Raw genomic sequence first — 21004 nt, forward strand, 5'->3', positions numbered from 1 at the left:
CCGGCTGCGGCAGAGTCTGGGTCCTGTCAGGCCCCGCATGCGACACACCTGTACCCCCAGCGGTACCGCAACTCAGGAACAGCAGAACTTCATAGTGGCCGTCGCATGCCGCCCGAAGCACCACGCGGCGCTCCCGTAACGGGAGTTGTCCACCGGGCCCGTGCCTCCCGTGACCGAGTACCAAGCGGAGGCCAGCGCCAGGGGCACGATTGCGTCCGCGAGGTCACCTATGCGGGCGATGCTGGAAGGAAACCGTGTGAGCCGGATTTCGGTCCGGGGATTCGCCGTGGCGTCAGCCACCGCGGTCACCACCGTCGGCGCTGTCGTTGGTGTCGCCTCGGGCAGCACCCAGGGCGCCTCGAGCGACAACGACTTCGAGGCGACTGCAAGCGACGCGACTCTCCTCGCAGACATACCCGCGGGCCAGCAGGCCCAGGTACAGACCGCGTCCCTGACGCAGCAGGCCGACGCACAGGCCACCGCTGCCGACACGGCCGCGAAGAAGTCAGCGGCGGAAGCGGCGCGCAAGCAGGCCGCCGAGTCGGCGATCGCGAAGCAGAAGGCCGCTGAGGAGGCGGAGGCAGCCGAGAAGGCAGCCGACAAGAAGGAGCGCGAGGAGGCGGCCGAGACCAAGGCCAGCCGTTCCTCCACGCGTGACGCCGGCGACTTCGCGAAGAAGTCCTCGTACTCCGTCGCGGACGTCCAGGCGATGGCACGGCAGATGGTCCCCGGGGACCAGTTCCAGTGCTTCAGCAACATAGTCGACCACGAGTCCACCTGGAACTACCAGGCCAGCAACCCCTCTTCGGGTGCGTACGGTCTGGTCCAGGCACTGCCCGGCTCCAAGATGGCCTCGGCCGGAGCCGACTGGCAGACGAACCCCGCCACGCAGATCAAGTGGGGTCTGAACTACATGAACGACCGCTACGGCAGCCCGTGCGGAGCCTGGGATTTCTGGCAGGCGAACAACTGGTACTGAGCCGCCTGTCGCTCAGCCTTTTGGAGACCCCTCACCGTCCTTCGGTGGGGGGTCTCAGCCGTGTACGGTCAGTCCGACAACTTCCAGGGGGGAGTGGTGGGGAAGCAAGACGGGGGAAGAGGACGGATCATGTCGCGAGTTCCAGGGTGGCTCGGCCGGCTCGGCGCCGGACTGTCTCGGATGGGCGAGCGGATGGAGGGGCGTCGGGGACCGGACGCCGATGCTCCGGACGCCGACGCCTCGGACGCCGACTCTCCGGACACGGCCAAGCGCTCACGGCGGTCGGCCGCCGATGAGGCCGCCGCAGCCGAGGGGGACGCGGCCGCGGTCGAGGCAGCGGGAGCGGCCGCACCGGAACCGGTGGTGCCCGCGCCGCCCGCCTACGCGCCGGCCATAGCGGCCAGGCCCGACCCCGTCGACGCGGTGCCGTGGGGGATGCGGGTCGCCGCCGAGGCCGGCTGGCGCCTGCTCGTCCTCGCGGGCACGCTCTGGGTGTTGATGCAGGTGATCAGCGCCGTGCAGCTGGTCGTCTTCGCCTTCATCGCCGCGCTCCTCATCACCGCGATGCTTCAGCCGACCGTGGCCCGGCTCCGGCGGCTCGGGCTGCCGAGGAGCCTGGCGACTGTCCTCACCGCCGTACTCGGCTTCGTCGTCATGGGGCTCGTCGGCTGGTTCGTGGTCTGGCAGGTCATGGAGAACGCGGACACGCTCTCCAACCAGGTCCAGGACGGCATCGACGATCTGCGCAACTGGCTGCTCAACAGCCCCTTCCACGTCACCGAGGACCAGATCAACGACATCGCCAAGACGCTGCGCGAGGCGGTCGGGGCGAACACGGAGGAGCTGACGTCGGCGGGGCTCGAAGGCGTCACCGTGATCGTGGAGGCCATGACCGGCATCCTGCTCACGATGTTCTCGACGCTCTTCCTGCTGTACGACGGGAAGCGGATCTGGCAGTGGGTCCTGAAGCTGGTGCCTGCGCCGGCCCGGCCGGGGATCGCCGGAGCGGGGCCGCGCGCATGGCGCACTTTGACCGCCTATGTGCGCGGCACGGTGATAGTCGCCCTCATCGACGCGATCTTCATCGGGCTCGGGATCTACTTCCTCGGGGTGCCGATGGCGGTGCCGCTCGCCGTCTTCATCTTCCTCTTCGCGTTCATTCCGCTGGTGGGTGCCGTGATCTCGGGCGCACTCGCGGTGGTCGTCGCGCTGGTCACGCAGGGCGTGTTCACCGCGGTGATGACCCTTGCCGTGGTGCTCGCCGTGCAGCAGATCGAGGGCCACATCCTGCAGCCGTTCATTCTCGGGCGTGCCGTGCGGGTGCATCCGCTGGCCGTTGTGCTGTCCGTGGCGGCGGGTGGTCTTGTCGCCGGGATCGGGGGTGCGGTGGTGGCCGTGCCGCTGGTCGCCGTGACGAACACCGTCGTCGGCTATCTCCGCGCGTACTCACGTGAGGCCGCCCTGAAGCAGGCGCCTCAGCCGCGGGGCGCCAGCGCTCTGGACGTCGCCCCCGTGGACCGCGGAACAGCCGCCGAGTAAAGATCTCTGGATCTTGGCCTGGCGTCCACCTGTGGTGGCTAGAGTCCGCGCGCATGAGACCCAGCCACAGACTCGGCCACGGGCAGAGTCATCGACAGAGATTCAGACGGATACGCACCGCGGGCGGGCTCGTGCTCGGGCTGCTCGTCCTGATGCTCGGCATCGGAGCTCAGCCCGCCGCCGCGCACGTCTCACGCGAGCACGCCGAACTCGTCGTCGCCCCCGGTGACGGCGTCACGAGCGGGCGGCTGATCGTGCACCACGACGTGGTGTCCGCGGGGGAGGCCGGCGCCTGGGCGTCCCGGCTCCTCTCGGCCGACTGCCCGGTCAACGGCTCCGGCGTGGCCGGTGACAGCGGCGGAGTGCCGGGCGGCGTCGTCGTGGAACTGGCGTGGAGCTGCCGGCTCGACGCCGTCGACCTGAGCGCCCTGCTCGACAAGGGCGGACTGAGCCAGGTCGTCGTCGAGTTCGACGGCACGGCGGCGGACGCCGACGCGGCCACGCCCATCGTCGACGCCCGAGGTGTGCACGCGCCGCCCTCGTTCCCCTGGGCCACCGTGCTCCTGGTGACGGCGGCCGGAGTCTTCCTCGTGCTCGCCGCCTGGCAGCTGCCGCTCCTCGTCAGGCTGGTGCGGCCCCGGCGGCTGCGGTTCGCCGTCGCGGGGACGGTCGCGCTGTCCTGCCTCGCACCCCAGGCCGCGTACGCCGATGGTGCGGACGCGGCGGACACCGTCACCGTGACGGGCACCGTCTTCCGGGACGCCAACGGCAACGGCAAGCGGGACAAGGGTGAGCGGCCCATGGCGGGCGTCGATGTCACCGACGGGGCCGTGTGGACGGCGTCCGGGCCCGACGGTTCGTACCGCCTGGACATCGACCCGACCCGGCGTGAGACGGACCTCGTCAGCATCGTCTCGCCGGACGGCTACACGCCCGCCCTGCGCGACGACTACATACCGACGTACTTCCGCGAGGTCGCCGAGAGCGGCTCGACGGACGCCGACTTCGCGCTCGTCCCCGACAAGAACGCGGCCGACCCCACCGAGAAGTGGGTGATGAACTCCGACACCGAGGTCGGCAACCGCACGGACGAGGAGGCGAAGAAGGCCCTTCCGCAGTGGACGGGGCAGGTGCGGGCGATGTCCGAGGTCGACGGGGCGACGATGCAGATCGCCACCGGCGACCTCACCGTCACCGACTACGCCGAGGAGCCGCGCCGCCAGGGCGCCTACGACCTGTTCAGCAAGGGGCTCAAGGAGGGCAGGCTCGGCCACCCCTTCTACCCGGTGATGGGCAACCACGACTTCGGCGGCACGGCGGCCTCCAAGGGCTATGCGGGCAGCCTGGAGTACTACCGCCGCAACCTCGGCCCCGAGTGGTACAGCTTCGACCGCGACGGCCGCCACATCGTCGTACTCGAGGACAACTACGACGCGAGCGGCCTCAAGCCGCAGCTGGAGTGGCTGCGCCGGGATCTGGCCCAACACGCGGTCGGCAAGCAGGTGTTCGTCTTCGCGCACCGCTCGCTGTTCACCCAGTGGGGTCCGGGCGCGGGCATGCAGCCGACCATCGACGAACTCGCCAAGTACGACGTGCGGATGGTCGCGGCGGGCCACAACCAGCAGGCCGAGTTCCGGCGTGGCGCCTTCAAGCGCTCCGTCGAGATCAACAACCAGGGCACGTACGGGATCGACGGCGCACGCCCGGACTACAAGGTCCTCGACTTCAGCGGCATCACCGACGACCCGCGCACGGACCTGAACGAAGACACCGGTCATGTCACCGGAATCCACCGGCAGTTCGAGGTCGACGACGACGCCGCGCTGGTCAGCCCCGCGAAGGGCAGTGTGCACGCGGCGAAGGACGGAGTGCCCGTCGAGGTGTACGCGGAGGACGACGGGCGCACGCCTCAGCGGGCCAAGGTGACCGTGCGGGACAAGCGCGGCGAGATCGTGCGGCGCGAGTCGCTGCGGTTCGGCGACGGCGCATCGAAGCCCGGCATCGAGAACTGCTACACGCCGCCCGGCGGCAAGCCCGAGCCCTGTCCCGACGCCCGCGGCTCCTGGACGCGGGCGAGCGACCGGCTGAGCGGCCTCCGGCCCGGCGCGTACACGGCGGAGACCGTCGCGTACGACAGCAGGGGCAAGGCCTGGCCCGCCCTGAAGAACCCGTTCACTGTGGTGCCGAAGACCGAAGCGGTGCCCGCGGGACAGGACTGGGTGCGGCAGGGCGGCGACGAGGCCGGACGCTCCGCGAGCGCGGACGATCCGGGGCCGGTGCTCGACCTGAAGTGGGCGCGCCACACCGGGGAGCAGCTCAACCTCAACGGCTCGGTCGTCACGGACGGCAAGGTCATCGTCTCCTCGCGGGCCTTCGACTCGCCGTACAGCATGATGCTCGCGTACGACGTGAAGTCCGGGCGCGAGATCTGGCGTACGTATCTGGACGGCGACGCGGAGTCGGCGCCCACGCTGCACGGCGGCCGGGTCTACCTGACGACCGGCGTCGGCCGCGTCTACGCCATCGACCCGGACGACGGGCACATCGCCTGGGAGGCGGTCGACCGCGAAGAGCAGCACGGGGACACCGTGCGGCGCTACGGCCGGGCCGGCGGTCCGGTCAGCGTCTTCGGGCTCACCGGTGAATCGGCCGACGGCCGTTCCGTCGCCGTCTACCAGGACTGGGACACGGTGCGCTGCCGGGACGCGAAGACCGGCGAGAAGCTGCCCGGCGGATTCGCGGCCGCGGGTTCATGGGGGCAGTTCCACAGCACCGCGGTGCGCGAGCCCGGCTCCAACACCGCCTATCTGCACTCCGGTTCGAGCAACTCCGTCATCGCGATGGACCTGGCGAGCTGCAAGCAGCTGTGGGTGAAGGACACCAAGGGCGGCATCGACAGCCACTCGTCGCCCGTCCTCACCGACCCGGCGTCGGGCGATCCGAAGCTGGTGACGTTCACGTCATCGGGGGTCCGCGGATTCGATCCGAAGTCGGGTGCGCAGACCTGGGAGTCGGCGGCGGGCGGTTCGGGCGTCTGCGAGCCGGGCCCCGCGCCGCTGACGAGCCCGGCCGTCTGGGGTGACACCGCGTACGTGGCGGGGCGCGACGGTGTCGTACGCGCCTATGACACGAGCGCGGCCGACCCGTCGAAGCCGCTCTGGCAGACCAAGGCCGGCTATCTGCCGGGGGAGAGTCCGCTGGACGACGAGTGGCGGGTCGCCATGGGCTGCACGGCGGGCGAAGGATCGCCGACCATGCACCCCCTGGTAACCAAGTCCCATGTGTATGTGGGTACTTGGGACGGGCGACTGCTCGTCATCGACCGCTCGACGGGCGAGCAGGTGCACGCCTACGACCTGGGCGCGGGCGTCACATCGACGCTGTCCGTCAGCGGCGGGCGGATCTTCGCCCTCACCGACGACGGCACGATCCACGCGCTGGCCGCGCGCCGCGGCTGAGGGGAAGCGGCACTGTGCGAACACTCCTGACCGGGGTGCTGCTCGTCCTGGCCGCCGTCCCCGCGCTGCTGTTCGGCAGCGCGGGGACGGCGCAGGCGCACCCCTTCGGTACGCCACCCGTCGTCAAGGTCGAGGCGCGGGACTCGGCGGTCGAGGTCAACTGGTCGGCGCAGCCGGACGACATGGCCGTCCTGGCCGACAAGTCCGGTGGCGACGAGGCGGGTTACCTCGGCTCACACATCCGCGTACGGCAGGACGGCGCCAACTGCCCCGTCGAGCAGGCGTCCGGCACCCGCCTGCGCTTCGCCTGCCCGCGGCCCGTGGACCGGATCACCCTCACCGTCACCGCCCTGACGGACGTCGACCGCGCCTACCGCACGGTCTCCGTGACGCCGCGGGGCGGCGGAGGGCTGCACACGGCGCGGGCCCCGGCCCGCACACTGACGCTCACCTCGTCCGGCGCACCCGCAGGCCCCGCCTCGTCCGGCAGCGCCTGGACCACGGACCTGACGGCGGTCCTCGACCACGGGGTGTTCCTTCCGCCGGCCCTCCTGGTGTCCATGGCGGTGGGCGCGCTGCACGCGTGCGCACCGGGCCACGGCAAGTCGCTCGCCGCCGGTTACCTGGTGGGAGGGCGTGGCCGGGCCAGGGACGCGGTATGGCTCGGCGCGATCGTCGCACTCATGCACACGTTGTCGGTGACGGCGCTTGCGGTGGGCTGGTGGCTGGCCGCCGAGAGCACGCCGGACATCGCGTCGCTGACGGGGTGGCTGAACCTCGTGGCGGCGCTGGTCGTGGTGGGGGTGGGGGTGGCGCTGCTGGTGAGGTTGAGGGGGAGTCGGGCCCCGAAGGGGCGCGGGGCTGTGACATTTGCGGCCCCGCCGCGTGGGCGCGCCCAGCCACGATGGCGCCGCAGACACCCCGACTCCGACCCCGACCCCGACCACAGTCACGACCACGACCCCGACCACGGCCACACCCACCACATCCCCGCCGCACCCTCCCTCCTCACTTGGCGGGGCCTCCTGCTCCTAGGGACCTCCGGCGGGCTCCTGCCCTCGCCATCCGCGTTCCTCGTACTGCTCACCGGGCTGCTCACCGGACGGACCGGTACGGCACTCGCGATGGTGGGAGCCTTCGGGGCCGGCATGGCGCTGACGCTCGCCGGAGTCGGCCTCGCCGTACTGAAGGGAGCGGGACGCCCTGCTCGCCAGGGCGTCCGGCTCGGCGAGGCTGCGCGTATGGGCGCTGCGCGTGCCCGTCGTCGCCGCCTCGTCCGTGGTGGCGGGCGGCACCGTGGCGTCCGTGCTCGCGGCGGGGCGGGTGCTCGCGCCCTAGGGTCCTGCGTACGCGAAAGGGCCCCGCCGACTCGGAAGTCGGCGGGGCCCTTTCGACGACCCGCCTACTCGGAGAGCACCGCTTCCGAGTCCAGCGTGACGCCCACGGCCTGGATCACCGAGGCGATCTTGAAGGCTTCCTGGATCGTCTCGCGGTCGACGCCCGCCTTCCGCAGAACCTGCTCGTGAGAGTCGAGGCACTGGCCGCAGCCGTTGATCGCGGAGACCGCGAGCGACCACAGCTCGAAGTCGACCTTCTCCACGCCCGGGTTGCCGATGACGTTCATCCGCAGGCCGGCCCGGATCGTCCCGTACTCGGGGTCCGAAAGCAGGTGGCGCGTGCGGTAGAAGACGTTGTTCATCGCCATGATGGCGGCGGCCGACTTGGCGGCCGTGTACGCCTCGGCGGAGAGGTTCGCCTTCGCCTCGGGCTCCAGCTCGCGCAGGACCTTCGGGGAGCGGGATGCGATCGCGCAGGCGAGCACCGTGCCCCAGAGCTGCTGCTTGGGCAGGTCCGAGTTGCCGATGACCGAGCCGAGGTTCAGCTTCAGGTCCTTGGCGTAGTCCGGTACGGCGGACTTCAGTTCGTCGAGTGCCATGTCAGTAGGCTCCGTTCACTCGCCCGAGAGGAGCGCGACCGGGTCCAGGGTGTTCTCGCCCTTGGTCCAGTTGCACGGGCAGAGCTCGTCCGTCTGGAGAGCGTCGAGGACCCGGAGGACCTCCTTCGGGTTACGGCCGACGGAACCGGCGGTCACCATCGTGAACTGGATCTCGTTGTTCTGGTCCACGATGAAGACGGCGCGCTGCGCGAAGCCGTCCTCGCCCTCGATGCCGAGGTCACGCATGAGCTCGTGCTTCGAGTCGGCCAGCATCGGGAAGGGCAGGTCGGTGAGGTCCGGGTGGTCCTTGCGCCAGGCGTGGTGCACGAACTCGGAGTCGCCGGAGAAGCCGAGGACCTGGGCGTCACGGTCGGCGAACTCGTCGTTCAGCTTGCCGAAAGCGGCGATCTCGGTCGGGCACACGAAGGTGAAGTCCTTGGGCCACGCGAAGACGATCTTCCACTTGCCCTCGTAGGTCTTGTGGTTGATCTGCTCGAACTCCTTGCCCGCCTCCAGCGAAACACAGGCAGTCAGGTCGAACTCGGGGAACTTGTCACCGACAGTGAGCACGCGCTCTCCTTGCAAACAAAGGAACCCCGGTAAGGGGCTCCAGGGGGTTGGACTGCTTTCGATCGTGGCACAGAGTGCATTGATTAGGGAAATAGCTACACTCTGTCCCGTTGATCGGAGGTGGCTATCAGTGCGAGCCATAAATAGGGGCAAGCAGCCCAGCCTGGCGCAGCTCCGCGCCTTCGCGGCCGTGGCCGAGCATCTGCACTTCAGGGACGCGGCGGTCGCAATCGGGATGAGTCAGCCCGCACTGTCCGGAGCCGTATCGGCCCTGGAGGAGGCACTGGGTGTCCAGCTCCTGGAGCGCACGACGCGCAAGGTGCTGCTCTCTCCGGCCGGCGAGCGGCTCGCGGTGCGGGCCAGGGCCGTGCTCGACGAGGTCGGGGCGCTGATGGAGGAGGCCGACGCGGTGCGCGCGCCGTTCACCGGGGTGCTCAGGCTCGGGGTGATCCCGACCGTGGCGCCCTATCTGCTGCCGACCGTCATCGGGCTCGTACACGAGAAGTATCCGGATCTGGATCTCCAGGTGCATGAGGAGCAGACCTCGTCGCTCATCGAGGGGCTCGGTGCCGGGCGGCTCGATCTGCTGCTGCTCGCCGTGCCGCTGGGGGTTCCCGGTGTGACCGAACTGCCTTTGTTCGACGAGGACTTCGTGCTAGTCACGCCGCTTGACCACTGGCTCGGCGGGCGGGAGGGCATCCCGCGCGACGCCCTGCGCGAACTCAATCTGCTGCTGCTCGACGAGGGGCACTGCCTGCGCGACCAGGCGCTCGACATCTGCCGGGAGGCGGGCCGCGCGGACGCGCCGGTCACCACGACCGCCGCCGGGCTCTCCACCCTCGTACAGCTGGTGGCCGGCGGGCTCGGCGTGACGCTCCTTCCGCGCACCGCTGTCCGCGTCGAGACCAGCCGCAGCAATCAGTTGCTCACCGGGTACTTCGCGGACCCGGCGCCGACTAGGCGGATCGCCCTCGCGATGCGTACCGGCGCTGCGCGGGCTGCGGAGTACGAGGAGCTTGCCGCCGCGCTGCGGGGGGCCGTAAAGCCGTTGCCGGTACGGGTGTTGTGACCCCGCACCGGCAACGTACGCACTGAGAGCGGGAGTTACTCCGTACGCAAGCCGTCCGGCCGCATCATCCGCCGCAGCGGCGGCAGGCTCAGCAGTGTCACGGCCACGACCATCCCCGCGCCCACGCCCGTCAGCGGGAGGAACGACCACCAGTCGGTGACCTCCTTGCTGATCATGCGGGTCATGACCACGCCGAGGCCGAGGCCGCCCGTCACCGCGAGGGCCAGACCCAGGACGACGGGGACCGCCGTCTGCCACAGGAGCGGCCACGCCATCGAGGAGCGGCGCGTGCCGAACGCGGTCAGGGCCGCCAACAGGCGCTTGCGCTCACGGAGTTGCTCGATCATCGACACCAGCATGGACGCGGCGATCAGCGCCATGGTGACGCTCGCACCGATCTGCAGGCCGCGTGCGATGGACGCGTACTGCTTGTCGCGGTCGACCGCCTTCATCGAGTCCACGCCGAGCAGCGGGCTGATGTGGGCCGCCGCGTTGCGCACATGCTCCTCGGCCTCCGGCTCGTCCGGGTCGAGCTTGACCCAGGAGGTCGTGGTCGCGTCGGACAGCTTCCCGATGTCGACGGCGGAGGGCGTGGCGAGCACCCCGTCGATCTTGCTGCCGGACGGGTTGGGCCTGGCCTTGACGGTGCGGGTGTCCTTGGGGAGCGTCCACAGGACCGGCTCGGCGCCCTTGTTGAAGTCGGGGTCCTCGCCGATGTTGATCGGCTTGCCCGGGCGTGCGGTCGTGTCCACCCAGCGGTTCATCTTGCGGTCCTTCGTGTGCGAGACGAAGGTGTCGCCGTCCTTGCAGGAGCCGATGTCCGCCAGCTCGCGCAGGGTCGCGCAGGTGCCGATGGTCAGCTGCGTGGTCGGCGTGATGTTGTTGACCTTGGCCTTGCCGGGGCGGGTGACATACGCCTGAACGGTGCCGATGACCTTGGTGACGCCCTCGGTCCCGGTGAAGTCGTCGATCATCCGCTGGGCGAGCGGGCCGTTGCCGCTGACGCTGTGGACGGTGAGCTGGGCGCGTGAGGTGTCCTGGCCGGTCGTCTGGTTGAAGTCGTCGTGCATGGACGCGAACATCATCTGCAGCGCCACCGCGCCCGCCACCGCGACGGTGATCCCGCTGACTGCCCGCGCGGCCGTGCCGCTGGTCAACTGGAGCCTGCGGATGGCCAGTTGCCACGGCACGGGCCCGCCGCGCAGCCGTCCCACGACGGCCTCGACCAGCCAGGGCAGGAGCGCGCTGAGGCCGATCAGGGTGAGGGCGGAGCCCGCCGCGATGGCGGGCACGTTCACGGTCGATCCGATGGAGCGGTCGACGCGGCCCGACGAGAGCAGGATGCCGATGCCGGCGAGCGGAAGGAGCACCCGCCACCACAGGCGGCGCTCGCGCCGCTTGCCGCCCCGGACGACGCCGAGCGGCTCGATGGCGACGGAGCGCAGCGAGATCAGCGTCACCAGGACCGCGCAGACCGGCACGGCCACCGCGACCAGGGCGACGAGGCCGGGCTCGGGCGCCATGTCGGACGGGAAGGCGCTGACGTTCGTCAGGTCGACCACGCCCACCAGTTGGCGAAGGAGCAGGAAGAAGACCGCGCCCACGGCGAGCCCGAGCAGTGCCCCGAACAGCGCCTCGCCCGCCGCGATCCTGCGTACGGTGCGGGCGCCGGCGCCGACCAGGCGCAGCGCCGCGAGCCGCCGGTCCCTGCGGTCGCCGCCGAACCGCACGGCCGTACCGATGAAGATCGCCACCGGGGTGAGCAGGACGACGCAGATCAGTACGACGAGCGCCATCAGGAACGGGTCGAGGGGCATGGAGTTGTCCTGCCCGAAGCGGGCCAGGCGGTGGGCGCCGTCCGACCCCGTGAGCTTGTCGGCGCCCGCGTAGTAGTACAGCTCGAGCGGGGAGACGAGTCCCGCGTCGCCGATGGTGCCGACCACGCGGAAGTCGCTGAAGCGCTCCTTGAGCAGCCTGTTCGCCGGGTCGTCCAGGAGATCGCGCAGCGCGGGCGAGACGACCATCTCGCCGGGCGCCGGCATCGTGTCGAGGCCCGGCGGCAGGACCGGGCGGTCGCCGTCGGCCTGCAGGAACATGCCGGACGCCGTCCGCCCGTGGAACTGGGTGCCGGTGTCGCGCACAAGGACCGTCGAATCGCCCGCCTTGGGCGGCTTCATGTCCATCGAGGCGTACGGAGTGCGCGCGTACGAACGGTCGTCGCGGTTCTGCAGCAGGTTCGGCACCGACGCGGCGCCGAGCAGCAGCGCGACGCCGAGGCCGACGCCGACGGCGGTCAGGATCGTGCGGGTCCAGCCCTCACGGCCGCCGCCGACGGCGAAGCGTATGCCCATCGACAGATCGCGGAGCCAGGCGCGGACGCCGGTCGGCGCGGTGTCCCCGGCGTGCGGCGACCGGTGCTCCGTGGGGGCCTCGGGGCGGGTGTCGAGGCTCATACGACCCGCTCCATGTCGCGTGACTTTCCGTCGCGCACGACGATCTCGCGATCCGAGTAGGCGGCGACCCGCGTCTCGTGGGTGACCAGGACGACGGCGGCGTTCGTCGAGCGCGCGGCGTCGGTGAGCAGCTCCATCACGCGCTCGCCGTTGAGCGAGTCGAGCGCCCCGGTCGGCTCGTCGGCGAAGAGCACGCGCGGTCCGGTGGCGAGCGCGCGGGCCACGGCGACCCGCTGGCCCTGGCCGCCGGAGACCTCGCCGGGGCGCTTGGCGATGACGTCGTCGACCTCCAGGCGCTCCATCCAGGTACGGGCGGTGGCCTCGGCGTCCTTGCGCTTGGCGCCGTTGAGACGCAGCGGAAGGGCGACGTTCTCGACGCAGGTCAGCTCCGGCACCAACTGCCCGAACTGGAAGACGAAACCGAACTCGCTGCGGCGCAGCGCGCTCAGCGTGGCGTCCGGCAGACCGGTCAGCTCGCGGCCGTTGTACGTGATGGAGCCCGTGTCGGGCCTGACGATCCCCGCGAGGCAGTGCAGCAGGGTGGACTTGCCCGAGCCGGACGGGCCCATGACGGCCACGACCTCGCCGGGGTGGATGGAGAACTCGGCGTCGTCGAGCGCGTTCGTCGCGCCGTACGCCTTGCGAAGGCCGGTGGCCGTGAGGAGGGAACCTGCGGGGGTCATGCGGAGCGAACCTCCTGGGCGAGCTTGCCGAGGCGCGCGGCGGTCAGTTCGAGCCAGCGCAGATCGGCTTCGAGGTGGAACAGCGCGTGGTCGCAGATCAGCTGGTCCGCGAGGTCACCCTTGCGCTTGCGGTCGGTGAGGATGCGCATGAGGCGCAGGTGCTCGGCCCGCTGGGAGTCGAGGATCTCCGTGGCGTCGCGCTCGGTGAGGAGGGCGAGGACGACCTTCGTATAGAGGGTCGACTGGAGATAGGGCTCCGGCTTCTCCGGGGTTGCGAGCCAGCGCTGGACATCCGTGATGCCGGCCTCGGTGATCGCGTACCGCTTGCGCTCGGGGCCGCCGCCCGCCTCTATGCCGTCGACCTCGACGAGGCCGTTCTTCAGGAGGCGGGACATGGTCGAGTAGACCTGGCCGTAGTGCAGCGGCTTGTCGTGACCGAACTTCTCGTCGAAGGTGCGCTTGAGGTCGTAGCCGTGGCGCGGGCCCGACTCAAGGAGGCCGAGGAGGGTGTGACCGATGGACATGCGCGGCACTCTACACGGTGTGTATACGTGGTGTGTATACCCGCCCTGGGGGGCCGGTGCGGGGCTGATGGAGAGCTCACAGGTTCGAGAAGCGGGCAACCTTCTGGGGCCTGTGTTCGTCGGTTCTTAAGGGCAGGTGCTCATTGTCACGTCCGGAAAAGACCGGATGGGCAGGAGTTTGTCCCAGGGTGCGGTGTTAGCTTCGTGAGCTGACTCGACGTACGTATGTGGACTAGACGGAAGCGGAGCACTCAGAGCCATGGGCCGAGCGGAAGAGCGACAAGCGCGGCAGCGCGGCGCGCGCCGGGCAGCGCGCCCGAGCCCAGCCGGCGGCGGCAAACCCAAGCGCAGCGGCATACGGCGCTTCTTCACGCTGAAGAAGATCCTCGGCACGTTCTTCGGGCTCTGCCTGCTCGCCATGCTCGGTTTCGTCGTCCTCTACATGGTGGTCGACATACCCGAGGGCAACGCGGCGGCCAAGCTGCAGAGCAACGTCTACAAGTACAAGGACGGCGAGGTCCTCGCCAGGACCGGCGAGTTGAACCGCGAGGTCGTCGACCTGGAGAAGGTGCCCAAGGAAGTCCAGAAGACGTTCGTCGCCGCCGAGAACAAGTCCTTCTACAAGGACACGGGCGTCGACTTCAAGGGCACCGCCCGCGGCCTGATCAACACCGTCAGCGGCAAGGGCAAGCAGGGCGGCTCGACGATCACCCAGCAGTACGTCAAGAACTACTACCTGACGCAGGACCAGACGGTGACCCGCAAGCTCAAGGAGCTGGTCATCTCGCTGAAGGTGGACCGCGAGACGAGCAAGGAAGACATTCTCGCCGGGTACATCAACACCAGCTACTACGGCCGCGGCGCCTACGGCATCCAGGCCGCCGCCCAGGCGTACTACGGCGTCGACGCCGAGAAGCTGAACGTCTCACAGGGCGCCTATCTGGCGGCACTGCTCCAGGCGCCGAGCCAGTACGACTGGACGTCCGCGACGCCCGCGAGCAAGAAGCTCGTCAAGGAGCGCTGGAACTACGTACTCGACAACATGGTCGAGGAGAACTGGCTGCCCGCGAGCAAGCGCGAGGGCCTGACGTTCGACGTGCCGCAGAAGCCGCAGGCCGCGCCCGGCCTCGAGGGCCAGACCGGCTACCTGGTCAAGGAGGCCAAGGCCGAGGTCATGCGGGCCGGGCACCTCAGCGAGGAGCAGTTCGACGCGGGCGGCTACACGATCACGCTCAACATCGACAAGAAGAAGCAGAAGCTGCTCGAGAAGGCCGTCGACAAGAAGCTGAACGACCAGCTGGACCCGGACAAGCGCAAGGCGGACGCCCGGGTGCAGGCGGGCGCGGCCTCCGTCGACCCCAAGACGGGCAAGGTCCTCGCCATGTACGGCGGCGAGGACTATGTGAAGCACTACACGAACAACGCGACCCGGCGTGACTACCAGCCGGCGTCCACGTTCAAGCCGCTGATCCTCGCCGCGGCCCTGGAGAACGGCAGCGAGACGCAGTCCGACCAGCCGATCACCGCGAACACGGTCTACGACGGCACCAGCGAGCGCCCGGTCAAGGGCAGCGACGTCGCCTTCGCGCCGCCGAACGAGGACGACAAGAGCTATGGCCCCGTCACCGTCCAGAAGGCGATGAACAAGTCCATCAACTCCGTCTTCGCGCAGATGGGCGTGGACGTCGGCATGGAAGACGTACTGGAGACGGCCGGCAGGCTCGGCATGGACGTCGAGGACCTGCCCGCCGTGCCCGCGCAGACCCTGGGCACGATGGGCGCGAGCCCGCTGGAGATGGCGGGCGTGTACGCGACGCTCGACAACCACGGCAAGAAGGTCACCCCGGCGATCGTGGCGTCGGTCGAGCACAAGGACCGCACGATCGAGCTGCCGGACCCGATCGGCGATGAGGTCGTCGACCGCGGCACCGCCGACTCGCTGACCTCGGTCCTGACCGGTGTGGTCGACGACGGTACGGGCAGCGCGGTGCGCAGCCCCGTGCAGGACGTGGCGGGCAAGACCGGTACGTCCGACGACAACAAGTCGGCCTGGTTCACCGGCTACACGCCGAAGCTGGTCACCTCCGTGGGCCTGTTCGGCGAGGGCGCCGCGGGCACGGCCGAGGAGAGCAAGCAGGTCTCCATGCGGGGCGCGGGCGGTCTGCCGCGCGTCGACGGCGGCAGCTTCCCGGCCCAGATCTGGGCGGCGTACACCTTCGACGCGATGGGTTCGCCCAGCGAGTTCGACCTGGACACGTCCATGGGCGCGGCGATCGCACCGCCGCCGGACCCGACGACGCAGGCCCCGCGGGAGCCGACTCAGGAGCCTGAGGAGCCCAAGGACCCGACGACGAAGCCGCCGAAGGAGACCCCGTCCAGCGAGCCGCCGACGGAGGATCCGACCACCGAGCCGCCCACGGACCCGCCGACGATCGAACCGCCCACGGACGAGCCGGAGGAGCCGGACCCGTCCGACTCCATCGAAATCCCGGAGAACCCGAACGGCCGACCGAACAAGGACTGAGCACAGCATCCCCGTGCCCCGTAAGGGGCGCGGGGAACTGCGCGACAAGCCCCCACCGGCCCGCGGCGAAAGAACTACAACTTAGTTCCTGCCCGATTCCGGGCTCGAGCCATGATTCAGCTCGAACCAGACCACCTTCCCGGTACTCAACCGGGTAGCGCCCCACCGCCGGGCAAGCCGGTTGACGAGGTAGAGCCCGCGCCCGCCCTCGTCGGTGGCGCGGGCCTGGCGGAGCCGGGGCAATTGCGGCACATCGTCGCCGACCTCACAGCGCAGCACGTCGGTGCGAAGGAGCCGCAGGGTCACCGGACGCGAGGCGTAGCGCACGGCGTTGGTCACGACCTCGCTGACGAGCAGCTCCACGGAGTCGGTCAGCTCCTCCAGGCCCCAGCGCTCCAGGGCGCTGCGGGCGAGCCGCCGGGCGCGCGACGGCGTCGCGTCCTCCGGCTCCAGGAACCAGTACGCGACGTCGCTCGGCGCGATCCCGTCGAAGCGGGCGGCGAGCAGCGCGATGTCGTCGTCCCGGTCGCCGGGGCCGAGCATGTCGAGCACCTCGTCGCAGAGCGCCTCCAGCGGCGGCGGGTGGTCCGGACCCGTCAACTGGGCGGTGGCGGCGAGCCGTTCGCGCAGCTGCTCTATGCCGGTCCACACGTCACGCAGGCGGGACTCGACGAGCCCGTCCGTGTAGAGCAGCAGCGTGGCCCCGGCGGGCGCGTCGAGCTCCACCGCCTCGAAGTCCACACCGCCTACGCCGATGGGCGCACCCGGCGGGACCCGCAGGACCTCGGCGCGGCCGCCCAGATGCAGCAGGACGGGCGGCGGATGCCCGGCGTTGGCGATGGTGATGCGGTGCGCGACCGGGTCGTAGACCGCGTACAGACAGGTCGCCATGCGGTCCGAGCCCAGGCGCTGGGCCTGCTCGTCCAGATGGTGCAGGACCTCCTGGGGCGGCAGGTCGAGCCCGGCCAGGGTCTGCGCGGTCGTCCGCAGCTGGCCCATGATCGCCGCCGATGTCATGGAGTGGCCCATGACGTCGCCCACGACCAGGGCGACGCGGCTGCCGGGCAGTGGGATCGCGTCGTACCAGTCGCCGCCGACCCGGGCCGTCTCGGCGGCCGGGAGGTAGCGCGAGGCGAGCCGCACGCCGGTCGGGCGCGGCAGCGTCTCCGGCAGCATCGTGCGCTGCAACTCGTCGGCGATGTACGCCTCGCGGCCGTAAAGCACCGCCTTGTCGATGCCGAGCGCACTGTGCGTCGCGAGCTGGGCCGCGACAAGCAGGTCGTCCGCCTCGAAGGGGTGGCGGTCGGGGCGGCGCAGGAACACCGCAGCGCCGATCACCCGGCGCCTGCCGCGCAGCGGGGCGAGGATCGTGCGCTGCCCCGTCGGCACGGACCGGCCGTCGCCGAGCAGTTCGGGCAGCGCGGCGAGGGCGCCGGGGGAGTCGGCGAACACCGGGCGTACGCCGCGCAGGACTTCGGCGAGGGCGCCGCCGGGGCGCACCTCGCACAGCTCGGCTGTCGTCACCAGGTCGGGCTGCACCTGGAGCGCGGGCATCGTGCCGCCGTCGGTGTCGGGCTCCTCTGGGATCCGGTCGGTACGGCGCAGGCGCAGCATCAGCGCACCGGTCGGCCGCTCCTCGCCGACCGGCAGCGGGTCGCGCAGATAGACCAGTATCGCGTCGGAGAACGTCGGCACCGTGGCCCGGCACAGGCCCATCACGATCTCGTCCAGGTCGATGCCGCGGGCGATGCGCCGGGTGGCCGCGCCCACGAAACGCAGCCGGTCGCCGTCACGGCGCATCGCGGCGGGGCCCGATCCCGGTGGCCGGGGCTGCCCGGTGCGCCGCTCTTCGCCGCCGGGACCGCTGGGGCCGCCGGGACTGCCGGAGCCGGCCGCGGGCCTGGGCTGCTCAGGTCCCGGCTGGGACGGCACGCCCTCGGGCACGGGGCGCGGGCGGTGCGGGTCGGGCTGCGAGGCCGGGGCACCCGACGACTGGGCGTGCTCGTCGCTGGGGCTCGCGGCGGGGTCGCCGGTGCGGGCCTGGGCGGACGCCGCGTCGCCGGTCCGTGCCTGTGCGGGTAAAGCGGGCGCGCCCGTGCCGCCGGGTGCCTCCTGGGCACGCACCAGCGCCCCGCGCGGGTCCGCGGGGGCGGTCGGCCGGGCAGCTCGGGGCTGTCGGCCTTTGTCGGGGGTGGGGTGCTCCGTCACGCGTTTCGATCCGTCCGTCCGGGGCTGCGCCGTTGTCTCCGGGGGCTAGGTGGGTCAGCCGCGTCGGCAGTGCAGGAAGAGCTGGTGCTCGGGTGGTACGCCGGTGCTTGCGGGGGCGTAGGAGTACGTGTCCTCATCGAGGATGTCGAAGCCCGCGTCACGCACGACCTGCCGCAGTTCGTCCCGCAGGTAACCGGATACCCGGATTGTGTGCCCCAGGAACGGAATTGCCGCGTCATCCAGGTCTGCCTCGACCATGGACAGCGCGAGCAGGCCATCGGGACGCAGCAGTCCGTGCAGCAGCCGCAGGGCGTGCGGGATCTCCTCGCGCGGCAGCATGAGGAGCGCGAAGAAGGCCACGATCCCGTCGAAGTGCCCCACGCCGTCCGGCCCTTCGGCCCGCAGCTGAGCCACGTCGAGCAGGCGGAACTCGGCGCCCGGCGCAGGCACGTTCTTCCTGGCCAGGTCGAGCATGCCGGACGACAGATCGACGCCGAGGACGCTGTGCCCGGCGTCGGTGAGCTGACGGGCGGTCGGCAGTCCGGTCCCGCAGCCCACGTCGAGCACCCTCGCCCCGGGCGCCAGCGCCTCTGCGATCCTGCGCCCGGCGGCCAGTTGGCCCTCCTTGTGCGGGAAGGCATCGTCGTAGTGCTGCCCGATGGCGTCGAACGCTTCGGCCTGGCCCGTGCGGTCGGGCGCGCCGGATGGCCCGCCGTACCTGTCGAACTCGCTCGCCTCGCTCACGTTCTGCCGCTCCTCGATGACAACCAGTCAGGCATCGCGCAAGCTCAGGGAGTTGCTGCTGAGTTGCTGCTGTGCGCCCTTGCGGAGGACGATCCTACGTTTGAACCATGGGGGCGCATCAAGGGTCTCATGACGTCACATGCGCGGGCGTGCGGTCCCAGTCATCCGGAAGGGGCGGAATGCCCCAGTCCGGATCGGGCCGCCACTGCTGCCAGTTGTCCGAAAAAGGTGCACCCCACGCGCGGATCACCTCGATCGCGGCGAGCCCCGCGGCCCGCACTTCCTGCGCTTTTGCCTCCCCCATCAGTCCGGCGCGCTGGGCCTGTGCGAACTCATCCTCGTCGTGCCAGCTCCAACTGCGGTCCGGTCGCACAGAGATGTCCAGAAAATGATCCTCGGAATCGATGCCTCCGGCCCAACGTGCGCGCGGCTCTTCGAGGTTCACGTACCAGTTCTTGAACTGCCATCCCGGATCCCAGAACAGCCACACCGACCACGGCTCGGCCGGCCGCGCCAGTTTCAGCACGCCGGTGCCGAACCAGCGGTCCCTGCTCAGGGCGCGGGGCTTGGTGTACCGGGTGGCGAGCGGCTCGTGATGGACGGGCGACCCGTCGGCGAGCACCGGCTTCACACACTCCGTCCCCGGCGCCATCCACACGGCGAGCAGCTCGTCCGTGTCCTGTACGACGGTGACGGGCCGGCAGATGTGCACCCGGTCCCCGGCGTTCTCCTTGTACCGCCACAACACGTGGGAGCCGGGGGCCCAGCGTGCGTCGTCGCTGCTCGTCGTTGGCGGCGTCATGTGCGCTGTCATGCAGAGATGTTAGTAGCCCGGCAGATCCGTCCGGCGGCGGCTCCCTGGGGGCGGGTCATCCGCGCCCTAGGGCCGGGTCATCCGCAGCACGTCAAGGGCCGCGTCGAGCTGCTCCACCGTGAGATCTCCCCGCTCGACGTACCCGGAAGCCAGCACGACCTCCCGGATGGTCTTGCGCTCGGCCAGTGCCTTCTTCGCCACCTTCGCCGCCTCCTCGTATCCGATGTACTTGTTCAGCGGAGTGACGACGGAAGGCGAGGACTCGGCGTACTCGAGGGCCCGTTCACGGTTCGCCGTGATCCCGTCCACCGTCCGGTCGGCGAGCAGCCGCGACGCGTTGGCGAGCAGCCGCACGGACTCCAGGACGTTCTTGGCGATGACCGGAAGCATCACGTTCAGCTCGAAGTTGCCCGCGGCCCCCGCCGCGGCGACCGTCGCGTCGTTCCCGGTGACCTGCGCGGCGACCATGAGCACCGCCTCCGGAATCACCGGATTCACCTTGCCCGGCATGATCGACGAACCGGGCTGCAGATCGGGCAGGTTGATCTCCGCGAGCCCCGTCCGGGGCCCGGATGCCATCCACCGCAGGTCGTTGGAGATCTTCGTCAGGCCGACGCCGATCGTGCGCAACTGCCCACTGGTCTCGACGATTCCGTCCCGCGCCCCCTGCGCCTCGAAGTGGTCCCGCGCCTCGGTCAGCGGCAGCCCCGTGGCCCGCGCCACCTCCGCGATCACGGCCGCCGAGAACCCCGGCGGCGTGTTGATCCCGGTGCCCACCGCCGTTCCGCCCAGCGGCAGTTCGGCCAGCCGCGGCAGCGAAGAGCGCAGCCGCTCCACGCCGTACCGCACCTGCGCCGCGTAGCCGCCGAACTCCTGGCCGAGCGTCACCGGTGTCGCGTCCATGAGATGCGTACGCCCGGACTTCACGACGTCCGCGAACTCCTCGGCCTTGCGCTCCAGGGATGCGGCGAGGTGCTCGAGGGCGGGGATCAGATCGCCCGTCACGGCGCCCGTCGCCGCGATGTGGATGGAGGACGGGAAGACGTCGTTCGACGACTGCGAGGCGTTCACGTGGTCGTTGGGATGTACGTCGCGACCGAGCCGCTCCGTGGCGAGCGTGGCCAGCACCTCGTTGGTGTTCATGTTCGACGACGTGCCGGACCCCGTCTGGAAGACGTCCACCGGGAAGTGCTCGTCCCAGCGGCCTTCGGCGACCTCGCCCGCCGCGTCGGCGATCGCCTCCGCGATGTCCTTGTCGAGCACGCCGAGCTCCGCGTTGACCTTCGCCGCGGCCGCCTTGATCTGCGCGAGAGCGGCGATGTGGGCGCGTTCGATGCGCTGCCCGGAGATGGGGAAGTTCTCCACCGCCCGCTGTGTCTGGGCCCGCCACTTGGCGTGCGCGGGGACCCGCACCTCGCCCATGGAGTCGTGTTCGATCCGGTACTCACCACTGGCGTCGCTGGTCATGCCTCGAACCTACCTCTCCGTCAGAACCCGCTGAAA

The 21004-nt window shown here is 70.5% G+C and carries 14 protein-coding genes; 5 read left to right on the forward strand and 9 right to left on the reverse strand.

All coding sequences use genetic code 11. The features are described from left to right. Positions 1 to 238: 238 nt before the first annotated feature. The 3 genes from OG453_RS23455 (at position 239) to OG453_RS23465 (ending at position 5976) form a co-directional block, all read left to right on the forward strand. Entirely contained in the window at positions 239 to 979 is a 741-nt protein-coding gene (locus OG453_RS23455) for a transglycosylase SLT domain-containing protein (RefSeq protein WP_266870415.1), read from the forward strand. A gap of 129 nt (positions 980 to 1108) precedes the next feature. Further along, positions 1109 to 2518, forward strand: a complete 1410-nt coding sequence (locus tag OG453_RS23460; protein ID WP_266870416.1) for an AI-2E family transporter — start codon at positions 1109 to 1111, stop codon at positions 2516 to 2518. A gap of 53 nt (positions 2519 to 2571) precedes the next feature. Beyond that, positions 2572 to 5976, forward strand: a complete 3405-nt coding sequence (locus OG453_RS23465; RefSeq protein ID WP_266870417.1) for a PQQ-binding-like beta-propeller repeat protein — start codon at positions 2572 to 2574, stop codon at positions 5974 to 5976. Positions 5977 to 7378: 1402 nt separating this feature from the next. Here the strand turns inward: OG453_RS23465 and OG453_RS23470 are convergent. Next, positions 7379 to 7912 carry an alkyl hydroperoxide reductase gene (locus tag OG453_RS23470; RefSeq protein ID WP_266870419.1) on the reverse strand — a complete coding sequence of 178 codons (534 nt, stop codon included), beginning with the start codon at positions 7910 to 7912 and terminating at the stop codon, positions 7379 to 7381. A gap of 15 nt (positions 7913 to 7927) precedes the next feature. Then, positions 7928 to 8482, reverse strand: a complete 555-nt coding sequence (locus tag OG453_RS23475) for a peroxiredoxin (RefSeq protein WP_266870420.1) — start codon at positions 8480 to 8482, stop codon at positions 7928 to 7930. Between the two features lie 130 nt (positions 8483 to 8612). Between OG453_RS23475 and OG453_RS23480 the strand changes: the two genes are divergently transcribed. Then, on the forward strand, positions 8613 to 9551 hold the full coding sequence (locus OG453_RS23480; RefSeq protein ID WP_266870421.1) for a LysR substrate-binding domain-containing protein: 939 nt from the start codon (positions 8613 to 8615) through the stop codon (positions 9549 to 9551). A gap of 35 nt (positions 9552 to 9586) precedes the next feature. Here the strand turns inward: OG453_RS23480 and OG453_RS23485 are convergent, their stop codons facing one another. From OG453_RS23485 to OG453_RS23495, 3 genes are read right to left on the reverse strand one after another with little or no spacing between them, the layout of a single operon-like run. Further along, complete coding sequence (locus tag OG453_RS23485) at positions 9587 to 12004, reverse strand: FtsX-like permease family protein (RefSeq protein ID WP_266870422.1); 2418 nt, start codon at positions 12002 to 12004, stop codon at positions 9587 to 9589. Further along, the gene (locus tag OG453_RS23490; RefSeq protein ID WP_266870423.1) at positions 12001 to 12687 is read right to left on the reverse strand and encodes an ABC transporter ATP-binding protein; all 687 of its coding nucleotides are present in this window, start codon (positions 12685 to 12687) and stop codon (positions 12001 to 12003) included. The genes OG453_RS23485 and OG453_RS23490 overlap by 4 nt, the downstream gene beginning before the upstream one ends. Then, the gene (locus OG453_RS23495; RefSeq protein ID WP_135333110.1) at positions 12684 to 13211 is read right to left on the reverse strand and encodes a PadR family transcriptional regulator; all 528 of its coding nucleotides are present in this window, start codon (positions 13209 to 13211) and stop codon (positions 12684 to 12686) included. Before OG453_RS23495 ends, OG453_RS23490 begins: the two co-directional genes overlap by 4 nt. A 259-nt stretch (positions 13212 to 13470) precedes the next feature. On the opposite strand from OG453_RS23495, the gene OG453_RS23500 reads away from it, so the two are divergent. Continuing rightward, on the forward strand, positions 13471 to 15735 hold the full coding sequence (locus OG453_RS23500; RefSeq protein ID WP_266870424.1) for a transglycosylase domain-containing protein: 2265 nt from the start codon (positions 13471 to 13473) through the stop codon (positions 15733 to 15735). 81 nt (positions 15736 to 15816) lie between these two features. Here OG453_RS23500 and OG453_RS23505 read toward each other — a convergent pair whose 3' ends face one another. The 4 genes from OG453_RS23505 to OG453_RS23520 all read right to left on the reverse strand — a co-directional run bounded on the left by OG453_RS23505 (position 15817) and on the right by OG453_RS23520 (position 20968). Beyond that, positions 15817 to 17943 carry a SpoIIE family protein phosphatase gene (locus OG453_RS23505; protein WP_266870425.1) on the reverse strand — a complete coding sequence of 709 codons (2127 nt, stop codon included), beginning with the start codon at positions 17941 to 17943 and terminating at the stop codon, positions 15817 to 15819. A 54-nt stretch (positions 17944 to 17997) separates the two neighbouring features. Further along, complete coding sequence (locus OG453_RS23510) at positions 17998 to 18687, reverse strand: bifunctional 2-polyprenyl-6-hydroxyphenol methylase/3-demethylubiquinol 3-O-methyltransferase UbiG (RefSeq protein ID WP_266870426.1); 690 nt, start codon at positions 18685 to 18687, stop codon at positions 17998 to 18000. Between the two features lie 127 nt (positions 18688 to 18814). Continuing rightward, positions 18815 to 19501, reverse strand: coding sequence for a DUF402 domain-containing protein (locus tag OG453_RS23515; protein WP_266870427.1), 687 nt, complete (start codon positions 19499 to 19501; stop codon positions 18815 to 18817). Positions 19502 to 19567: 66 nt separating this feature from the next. Then, positions 19568 to 20968, reverse strand: coding sequence for an aspartate ammonia-lyase (locus tag OG453_RS23520; protein WP_266870428.1), 1401 nt, complete (start codon positions 20966 to 20968; stop codon positions 19568 to 19570). Positions 20969 to 21004 lie beyond the last annotated feature (36 nt).

The organism is Streptomyces sp. NBC_01381 (assembly GCF_026340305.1).
Taxonomy (GTDB): Bacteria; Actinomycetota; Actinomycetes; order Streptomycetales; family Streptomycetaceae; genus Streptomyces.